The organism is Halolactibacillus sp. JCM 19043, assembly GCF_001310395.1.
In the GTDB taxonomy this organism is placed as follows: Bacteria; Bacillota; Bacilli; order Bacillales; family Amphibacillaceae; genus Halolactibacillus; species Halolactibacillus miurensis.
Genome location: NZ_BAXD01000058.1, coordinates 1 through 10,083, shown reverse-complemented (window position 1 = coordinate 10,083; position 10,083 = coordinate 1). Strand labels below are relative to the sequence as shown.

At 39.5% G+C, this 10,083-nt stretch carries 10 protein-coding genes; all 10 read right to left on the bottom strand.

What is annotated here, in order from left to right; translation table 11 throughout:
* Window positions 1-31: 31 nt before the first annotated feature.
* A complete protein-coding gene (locus JCM19043_RS15285; RefSeq protein ID WP_062323871.1) occupies window positions 32-1,474 on the bottom strand; it encodes a glycogen synthase in 1,443 nt (480 codons plus the stop codon).
* A gap of 18 nt (window positions 1,475-1,492) precedes the next feature.
* The gene (glgD, locus tag JCM19043_RS15280) at window positions 1,493-2,605 is read right to left on the bottom strand and encodes a glucose-1-phosphate adenylyltransferase subunit GlgD (protein WP_062323870.1); all 1,113 of its coding nucleotides are present in this window, start codon (window positions 2,603-2,605) and stop codon (window positions 1,493-1,495) included.
* A 25-nt stretch (window positions 2,606-2,630) separates the two neighbouring features.
* Window positions 2,631-3,728: a glucose-1-phosphate adenylyltransferase gene (locus tag JCM19043_RS15275; protein WP_062323869.1), complete on the bottom strand. Its 1,098-nt coding sequence runs from the start codon at window positions 3,726-3,728 to the stop codon at window positions 2,631-2,633.
* Window positions 3,729-3,768: 40 nt separating this feature from the next.
* Window positions 3,769-4,800 carry a hypothetical protein gene (locus JCM19043_RS17015; protein ID WP_197274841.1) on the bottom strand — a complete coding sequence of 344 codons (1,032 nt, stop codon included), beginning with the start codon at window positions 4,798-4,800 and terminating at the stop codon, window positions 3,769-3,771.
* Complete coding sequence (locus JCM19043_RS17010) at window positions 4,797-5,924, bottom strand: alpha-amylase family glycosyl hydrolase (protein ID WP_197274840.1); 1,128 nt, start codon at window positions 5,922-5,924, stop codon at window positions 4,797-4,799. The genes JCM19043_RS17015 and JCM19043_RS17010 overlap by 4 nt, the downstream gene beginning before the upstream one ends.
* A gap of 35 nt (window positions 5,925-5,959) precedes the next feature.
* Window positions 5,960-6,613: an alpha amylase C-terminal domain-containing protein gene (locus JCM19043_RS15265; RefSeq protein ID WP_062323868.1), complete on the bottom strand. Its 654-nt coding sequence runs from the start codon at window positions 6,611-6,613 to the stop codon at window positions 5,960-5,962.
* Between the two features lie 16 nt (window positions 6,614-6,629).
* A complete protein-coding gene (locus JCM19043_RS15260) occupies window positions 6,630-6,962 on the bottom strand; it encodes a hypothetical protein (protein ID WP_156321444.1) in 333 nt (110 codons plus the stop codon).
* Window positions 6,917-7,873: an alpha-amylase family glycosyl hydrolase gene (locus JCM19043_RS15255; RefSeq protein WP_062323866.1), complete on the bottom strand. Its 957-nt coding sequence runs from the start codon at window positions 7,871-7,873 to the stop codon at window positions 6,917-6,919. Before JCM19043_RS15255 ends, JCM19043_RS15260 begins: the two co-directional genes overlap by 46 nt.
* A 602-nt stretch (window positions 7,874-8,475) precedes the next feature.
* Entirely contained in the window at window positions 8,476-9,303 is an 828-nt protein-coding gene (locus tag JCM19043_RS15250) for a GGDEF domain-containing protein (RefSeq protein WP_156321443.1), read from the bottom strand.
* On the bottom strand, window positions 9,198-10,001 hold the full coding sequence (locus JCM19043_RS15245; protein WP_062323862.1) for a cache domain-containing protein: 804 nt from the start codon (window positions 9,999-10,001) through the stop codon (window positions 9,198-9,200). The genes JCM19043_RS15250 and JCM19043_RS15245 overlap by 106 nt, the downstream gene beginning before the upstream one ends.
* Window positions 10,002-10,083: the final 82 nt, after the last annotated feature.

Genomic DNA, 10,083 nt, shown 5'->3' with positions numbered 1-10,083 from the left:
TCCCTTCACCAACACCAAATATTATACAACCTTAAATCAGACGACCTTCATGTTCATCGCTGCCATCTACTATTTCATACACCCGGTAATATTCTTTTGACTGCTGTTCCCAGTCAAAGTTTGCCGCAAAGGCTTGTTTGACAAAGCCGTTGAAGCGTTCAGGTTCTTCATCATAAATACGTTTGGCTCGTTTAATTTGCTCAAACATTTGGTGGGCATTGTATTCATTGAAAATAAAACCATTACCTTCGTCTGAACCTTCATCAATATGCGTGATTGTATCATTTAATCCACCCGTCCGATTCACGACAGGCAGTGCCCCGTATTTAAGTGCAATAATCTGACTTAACCCGCACGGTTCAACCCGTGATGGCATTAAGAATAGATCACTAGCCGCATAAATATTTGAAGCAAGCGCATTGCTGAAAGTTATATGAATCGATGTTTGCGTTGGATAACGATGTTGAACATATTTGAAGAATTCTTCATAATGGTAATCACCTGTTCCGAGCACGATTAGTTGAATATCTAACGCCATTAATTCTTCAATCATCCGCTGAACTAAATCAATGCCTTTTAGTTCCACTAAACGAGAGACCATACCGATGGTAAGCTTATCTGGATTCAGTCCTTGTTCTTTCAAAAACGCGGCTTTATTTTTCTTTTTCCCAGCTACATCTTGGTAAGGGAAAGGTAAAGCTTGATCGGTCATTGGATTAAAGATATCATAATCAACCCCATTTAAAATACCGGTCATCTTCCATTTCACATCACGAATAACACCATCTAAGCCTTCACCAAAATAGGCGTGCTCAAGTTCTTTCGCATACGTTGGTGAGACAGTCGTCACATAATCAGCATAGTAAATACCCGCTTTCATAATGTTAATCGCGCCGTTAAATTCTAATTCTGAGGTGATATCTGCTGGATACAGGCCTAACACCTCATATAAGGTTTCTGCTCCGTAAACCCCTTGATATTTAATATTATGGATCGTTAATACCGTTCTCACATGATGACCACAACCAGCTTGAACTTGTTTTTTCAACAACATCGGAATCGCCGCTGTTTGCCAATCGTTACAATGAATGATGTTTGGACAAAAGTCGTACTTTGGAATAAATGACAGAATCGCTTTTGAGAAGAACAAGAAGCGTTCCGCTTCATCGAAATAACCGTATAGACCTGGTCGACCAAAGTAATAATCATTTTTAATAAAGTACCAAAACACATTATCATGCTTTAAATAAAATAATTCACACTGTTGGTGACGCCAATTTAACTGAACAGAGAAATCACCAATCTTCGTCATTTTTCGCTTGTACTCATCTGGAATATCTTGATAGAGCGGCATAACCGCTCGAATATCGACATTGTTTTTCTTTAATGTCTTTGGTAACGCACCCGCGACATCACCCAATCCGCCGCTTTTTGCAAACGGAAAAGCTTCAGACGTTGCATATAAAATTTTCACTTATTTTTCGCCTCCTTGTTACGATCGTTTTTGAACTAAGATGGGTTCTCTCGTTGTGCTCGTAATAAATTCGCCTTGTTTGACAACGGCATTTTTATCTAAAATAGCATTGACAACGACCGCATCTTTTTCTACAACAGCGCCCTGCATAATCACGCTATTTTTTATTTTGGCCCCTTCATGAATGGTCGCATTACGAAAGACAATACTATCTTCAATTGTCCCGTTCACTATCGCGCCACTGGCGACGAGCGCCTTCTTCACATGCGCTTCTTTACCGTAAACAGTTGGATGATTATCTTTTGCTTTTGTATAGACTTTTCGTTCTTGTTTAAACAATTCTTGATTGACCTCACACGTAAGTAGATCCATTGAGCAGTCAAAGTACGCCTGAATGGAATTAATAATTTTCACATAGCCCGGTACATTATAAGCTTTTACTTTGTAGTCATTGAGACATTGATCAACGAGTTCGATGAAATCAACGAGTCCACGTTTTTCTGCTTCGTCTAAAATCTCCATAAAGAGCTTGCGGTTGATGATAAGTGAATCAATGAATGGTTCACCGTCTTGTCGTTTATCGTTACTGTAAACAATCTCTTTCACATCATTACCTTCAACGACGAGCCGTACTTCTCTATTTTGAATTTCTCCATCATAATTATCTTTATAAAGTAATGTCATGTCTGCGTTATTTGTTTCGTGTTCATCAAGAATGGCTTTATAATCTATATTACTGATGACATTGGTTCCACTTAAAACAATATGTTCAACGTCACCTGAGAGTCTATTGAAAAATTCTCTATTATCAACAAAGTCTTGAATCGAAATGCGACTGACTTTACCAATCTTAGCCGAGCGGTCACCTTGTAAAATAAGTAAGTCATTACTTTTTCGACTTAAGTTCCAATCTTGACCCTGTTTTAAGTGATCAACGACAGACCGGTAATTATATGAACCGACAACCCCAACATATAAATCTTGTGCCATATTGACCAAGTTTGACAGCGGAAAGTCAATGAGACGGTACTTTCCTCCAATCGGAATCGTATGAATACTTCTATGTTTGACGAGCGCATCCAAGTCGAGTTGATTTGAGCTATTAATGATCACGCCGGCGATTTTTTTCATGATTGGCCCCCTCCTACGTGTAAGGTTATTTTGCTTCAGTGCTCCCTACTGTTTCGCCCGATTCGACCGTCACATCATCTGCGACAATCGCTCGTCTGACAACGGCACCGCTTTTTACGGTCGCATTACCAAAGAGGATCGCATCTTCAACGATTGCGCCTTCTTCGATTACAACATCATGAGCTAAGACAGAGCGTGATACCCCGCCATTAATATAACAACCATCCGCAATTAAGCTATTATAAACGTCAGCTTTTTCACCGACAAAGTGTGGATCGCGGTGCTCGTTATTAGAGAAGACACGTAAGTAGTCACTCGTTAAATCAAGGTCATCACGGGTATCAAGTAAATCCATATTTGCATGATAGTAACTATCGACTGTCCCAACATCGCGCCAGTAACCATCAAAGGTATAAGCATATAAACGCTTGCCCTCTTCGAGTAATGTCGGAATAACATCATGGCCAAAGTCTTTAGTGGACGCTGGGTTTTGATGATCTTTTTCTAACGCTTCTTTTAACACAGACCATTTGAAGACGTAAATCCCCATTGAAGCTAAGTTACTTTTGGCGTCTTTCGGTTTCTCTTGAAATTCGGTAATTTTAAAATCTTCATCTGTATTCATGATACCAAAGCGGAACGTCTCTTCCCACGGGACGCGACGCACACAAATCGTCAAGTCCGCATCTTTATTACGGGCTTCTTCAATCATCGGGCGATAGTTCATTTGATAAATGTGATCCCCAGATAAAATGACCACATACTCTGGGTCATACATCTTAATAAATTCAAAGTTTTGGTAGACAGCATCAGCTGTTCCGCGGTACCATTCAGCGTGATCTTCACGCATGTACGGTGGGAGTATATACGCACCCTGATTCACCTTATCAAGCGCCCAAGCATTACCATTACTAATGTAACGGTTTAATAAAAGTGGCTTATACTGTGTCATAACCCCCACAGTATAAATCTCCGAATGAAAACAATTACTTAAACTAAAGTCAATAATTCGGTACTTTCCCCCGAACATCACACCTGGTTTTGCATTCTCTCTTGTGAGTGCTTCTAGTCTTGTCCCTTGTCCTCCAGCGAGTAGCATGGCAATAGCATTTGTTTTTTTCATCTGAATTCCTCCCCCGTTGTTGTAAAATAATCTATATCACTTACTCATCGTTACCATCAGATCGATAATGAGCAAATAACACACATACACTGCGTCCTTTCACTTCTAAGTGAGTCGATTCTAACACCGCTAGGTGTTCTTCTTTTACCACTGATTTTTTCGTTGGTTTAGCTGTATCTACGTGTTTTTGCCAGTGATAACCTTTGGGTAACACAGGTAATTCAATGATATGGTCATCCCAGTGACTGTTAAAGGCGATGTAACTATAATCATCATAAACACCGGTCTCATCACGCCCACTAAACATCACGCCTATCACACGTTCTGCTTCCATGTCCGACAAATACCAAGCGTTCACGCCATGTTTCGAATAATGAGGATAGCCACTTCGTGACGGTTTCGTTTGCGAGCGCAAAATCGGATGTTTTTTTCTTATATCAATCAAATGTTTAACAAATGTCATCATGTCTTTATTTTCTTCTAAGTAAGTCCAGTCGACCCATGAGATTTTGTTATCTTGACAATAGGCGTTGTTGTTGCCTTGTTGCGTACGTAAAAATTCATCCCCTTGAGAGATCATCGGTGTCCCGCGACTCATTAAAAGTAACGTAAATGCATTGCGTATCATTTGGTGACGGAGCTGTAATACGTTTTCGTTATCCGTCTCACCTTCAATACCGCAATTCCAAGATAAGTTGTGATCATCACCGTCGGTATTGCCCCACCCATTTGCTTCATTATGCTTGTCGTTATAGCTGTACAAATCATAGAGCGTAAACCCATCGTGACATGTAATAAAGTTGACACTCGGAGAATTTTCACGTCGGCGCGGGGAATAAATATCAACGGAGCCTGCGATACGATCACAAACTGTATGAGCTAAGCCGGCATCACCCTTTAAAAAGGCTCGAATATCATCTCGATACTTACCGTTCCATTCAGACCAGCGGTTCCAATCGGGGAAAGAGCCGACTTGATACAATCCTCCCGCATCCCATGCTTCTGCGATGAGTTTGACATTGGCTAGCACCGGATCGAACGCTAAATTTTGTAATAGTGGTGGGTTATTCATCGGCGAGCGTCTTCATTACGACCAAGAATCGAGGCTAAATCAAACCTAAAACCATCTACGCGGTACTCAATTACCCAGTGTCGTAAACAGTCAATGATCATCCGCCTCACAATCGGGTGATTACAGTTTAACGTGTTGCCGCAACCACTAAAGTTAAAGTAATGACCATCTGGTGTCAGCATGTAGTACACACTATTATCAAAGCCTTTTAAATTAATGCTAGGGCCTTGTTCATTTCCTTCGGCCGTATGATTAAAAACAACGTCGAGTATGACTTCAATCCCGTTATCGTGCATTTTTTTCACGAGTTTTTTGAGTTCTGTTCCTTCATGATTGTACTCATGATTGGAGGCATAAGCGGTATTGGGCGCAAAAAACGATAACGGATTATATCCCCAGTAGTCATAGAGTTTTTTTCCATCATGATGTCTCATCCCGCTCATTTCATCGAATTCAAATATCGGCATGAGTTCAACCGCATTAATACCGAGCGATTTTAAATAAGGAATCTTTTCAGCTAGTCCACTAAAGGTTCCAGAGTATTCAACGCCAGAACTTTTATCTTTAGTAAAGCCTCTAACGTGTAACTCGTAGATGATGAGGTCTTCCATCGGTATAAGCGGGGCACGCGATTTTTTCCAATCAAAATCACTCGCCACGACTCTCGCCCGGTAGCTCATCCCGTAATCAGGCTTTTTTCCCCACTCACTTTGCCCACTGACAGCTTTAGCGTAAGGGTCAAGTAACACATTCGTGTCATCAAAGATATGCCCTTTTTTCGGGTGATACGGTCCATCAACAAAATAGGCGTATTCAATCTCTTCGATATCTAAACCGAACACAATCATGGAATAAACATTCCCAACCCGATAAGCTTCTGGAAACGGTAAGATCACAAACGGTTCTTCGGCACGACGTTTATAAAGGGCTAATTTAAAACTTGTCGCATGTTTGGAGTGAACAGTAAAGCTCACACCTCCTGGAATCACCGTTGCACCAAATTCATCAAAAAAACCAGGACGTACTTTAAAACCATTAACCTCATCGATTGGACCGAGTCGTTTCATATATTGTTCCAGAAATAGAGAATAGGGTTTCATCAATTTTGTACTTTTCTTCGTCATGTGTCATTCCCCTTCAAATTCAAAGTCTACTATGTCTATTTCTTCTTTCTCGCTGCTTTTTTCTTTTTTATGACTAAACCTTCTAAAGCACCAATTGGCAGCAAGATCGACTGATCTTGTCCGTGCATCGGTATTTCTTCTGTTTTTATATAGCTGTAGCGTTTGATACGGTAAGGCGCTTCTTTTGTCGTGAACATCACCCGGTACTCACCAGGTGTTTCAACGCCTACACGAAAGTCATTATATTCTACAGGCGTAAAGTTTAGAACAATCGTCACGCTCTCATCTGTTGATTTTCGTTCATAGATATAAATCGATTGATCGCGATTATCCGCATCCATCCACTTAAAGCCTGCCGGGTCATGATCTTGTTCATAAAGGCTTTTCTCCTGCATGTAAAGTCGGTTGAGTAAACCATTAAATTGTCGATGATCTTCGTGCTTTTCATAGTCTAATAAGAACCATTCCACCGGCTCATAGTAACGCCATTCAATAAATTGACCGATCTCATTTCCCATGAAATTTAACTTCTTCCCGGGATGGGTCATTTGATACAACATTAACAGTTTGAGTGTTTTAAATTTATCTTCATAATCACCGACCGGCTTATCAATGAGCGCTTTTTTACCGTGGACAACTTCATCGTGAGAAAACGGTAAAATAAAGTTTTCACTGTAACCATAATGCATGGAAAAAGTAATCTTATCATACTCCCTTTTCTAAAAAGTGGTCGAGTTCAACATAATCCAGCGTGTCATTCATCCAACCCATCTTCCACTTATAATTAAAGCCTAGTCCGCCCTTGTCTACCGGATGTGTGACCATTGGCCAGCTAGATGATTCTTCTGCGGCCATAATCGCAAAGGGATAGCGTTCAAATATCGCGAGATTTAATTCTTTTAAGAATTGAATACCCCATAAGTCTTCGTCGCCCCCGTGTTCATTTTTATACGGCTGATGATCGAGACCGAAATTCAAATGTAGAATCGATGTCACTCCATCGACGCGAATGCCATCAATATGAAACTTATCAAACAAGAAGCACGCATTCGAAATGAGGAAGTTACGTACTTCGCTTTTATAAAAGTTAAACTTTTTCGTTCCCCACTGTGGATGATCAATGTCGCCGTAAAGCTCTGTTCCGTCAAAATACATAAGCCCGTGTTCATCCCGGCAGAAATGCCTGGCACCCAGTCGAAAATAACACCGATACCGGCTTTATGACATTCATCAATCAAGTACATAAGATCGCTCGGATTACCATACCTGCTTGTCATACTATAGTAACCAGTGACTTGGTATCCCCACGACCCATCAAAAGGATGTTCTGATAAGGGGAGAACTTCAATGTAGTTGTAATGCATTTCTTTTAAATAAGGAATCAGTTCATCTGCGATGTCACGATAATTATAAAAGCTGGATGGAGCAACCGATTTAAAAGCTTCATTATCAAATTTCCCGACTTCTTTCATCTTCCATGAGCCAAGATGCAACTCATAAATATTTACCGGTTGATTGTAAGGGGTAAAGTTTTGCCGTTTCTCTAACCATTTGTCATCTTGCCACTCATATGTATCTAAATCAAAGACAACCGATGACGTCTCTGGTCTAACTTCTGAATAAAAAGCAAACGGGTCTGCTTTATAAATCGCCCGACCATCAGGTAAAAATAATTTATATTTATACACTTCACCTGTCGTAATACCAGGAAAGAACTTGCCCCAAACGCCTGTATCTGTCACTTGTTCCATCGGATCACTGGTATCGTTCCAAAAGTTAAATGTACCAACGAGCGAGACACGTGTCGCGTTCGGCGCCCAAACTAAAAAGAGGACACCTTGTTCACCGTTGTAAATGAATGGATGCGCGCCAAAATAATCATAACTATTATAAAGCTCACTAAGATGATAACGTTGTAACTGGTCTTTTACTTCATTGGATAACTGCATAAGATCCCCTGCTTTCATTTGTCTTTATTTTCGACATGTTAAATCTAACGACGTTAAACAAATACGAGGCAACTTTTGACAACTTGTTCGTCTATTCCATCACTTTTCATAAGAAAATAGTCTGGTTTTTTGCCACTTATCTAAATTGTAAAACAATTCAAGCGTAAGTACAACGATAAGTTGGATATTAAAGTTATTTTAACAAGTATTTAACACACTTATTTCACAAAATAGTAAAAAAACTTACGTTCATTTTCTTAACAAAACAAACGCCAGGAGCTCGAGCATACCTTAGGTAAGAAGCTTGCACCTTATCGCTTATATTAGTAGTCTATTCCCTTTTTAACTTACATGAAAACGCTTAAATTTTGATTCGATTGACAAAAGTAATGACTTTTATCACCCCCTTATTCCCATCTAAAGTCATTAACTTATATGGTTATTAAAACCTAATCCATTACTGGGCATTATCCCTTCGTTTAAAGAGCTTAGAGCATTATCTAACAGCTAACAGTTTAAAAACGCCATAAAAATACCGCGCATCAAGATTTTTCTTTTCTTGATGGCGCGGTATTTGTCATTTAGTTACATTCATCTAGTGATTATGCTTTAGAAGATTGTATCACGACGCGATTACGTCCTAAACGTTTTGCTTCATATAGCGCTTTGTCCGCGCGTTCAATTGTGTGAATAATGTGCTCATGAGGTACTGTGTCCGTTAGACCAATACTGATCGTTACATGTCCAACAGTAGGCATCACTTTTTTCTCAATCGTACGTCTTAATATATCTGCCACAATTTTCGCATGCGCGAGTGATGTCTGAGGGAAAAAGACCACAAATTCCTCTCCACCGTGACGAGCAAAAATCTCACTGTGGTCAAGCACCAAAGTCATCTGTTGAGCTAACGCCACTAGTACTTCATCCCCTACATTATGACCATACGTATCATTGACATGCTTAAAGTGATCAATATCTAAAATCATTAAGGCATGTTTTTGTTTGCTTTTTATGTGCTTCTCGACAAGTTGATTAAATTTATGACGATTGTACAATCCCGTAAGGGGATCACGGGTGGCCAATGTGAGAATGGCTTGTTGTCGCTGATATAACACATACAACATCAACGCAATTAGTAAATAGACCACAGTTGAGGTTATAATCATAATCCGGCGTGTCGACACAATGGCTTTATATTCTCTAGCCGGCATAACAAAAGTATAATACCCGACTGATTGTTGTTGAATATTTAGTGTTTCAAGATAAACGATAAGGTAATTCTCACCTTGGAAATGAAACAACTCGGTGAATGATTCTCGGCTGTTTAAATTTGGTGTGACTGTTTGTTGATACGCATTGAAAAAGATTGGATTATCAAACAATTGTTGATTAATGTTGAGCTGTGTTTGATAGACGTCCTTATCAACCACATATTGATCTGAGACAGCGATAATTGATAATGACTTTGTTCATCAGCGAACACTGTTGTTTCCATCACCTCACGGTCCAAAATAAAACCAATAACCGTTGTTGGATACATGTCATTTAAAATATTAATAATACTTTTTAGTGAAATCGACACTTCCACACTACCGACATGGCTATCATTATGATACAGCGGATAAACAAAACGGTAGCCATTGAAAATACGCCCTTCTTCAAATCCTGTCACATAGCGCTTGTCAACATTAGCAATACGAATGGACTCTCTCACATCGAATAGGTGATCGCCAAACTTATCTTTCGCATGCATTCTTAAGAAACTCTCACCATCTTTTAGATGAAAGTGCAATTGCCTGAATTCATAGCTATTAGAAATATTATAAATCGTTTCAAAAGAACGATATAATTCCTCACGAATCACCGCCTTCTCTATGGTACTCGCTTCATTAGCCTCTGCTAATCTTTCTGTGACTTCTTCTGTGTTGACAATCGTTTCAAAAATAAAATTCGAAAATTGTTCATATGAAGAAGTGACTGATTCAATTGAGCGTGAGAGTAATTGCGCTCTTGCGTCGTTATATTTTTTTGCGTTATTACGATAGCTGTTATTGATAATTAACAATGTCCCTAGCCATACGGCAGTGATAATTACGCCAATAACGACTAACATCCGGCCTTTTTTCATTCGTTAAACTCCTTTAGCTCATGAGGTACTATTCATTATATAGGAAAATATTACCCATTGAAATGGCTGCGTGTCTTTTTTT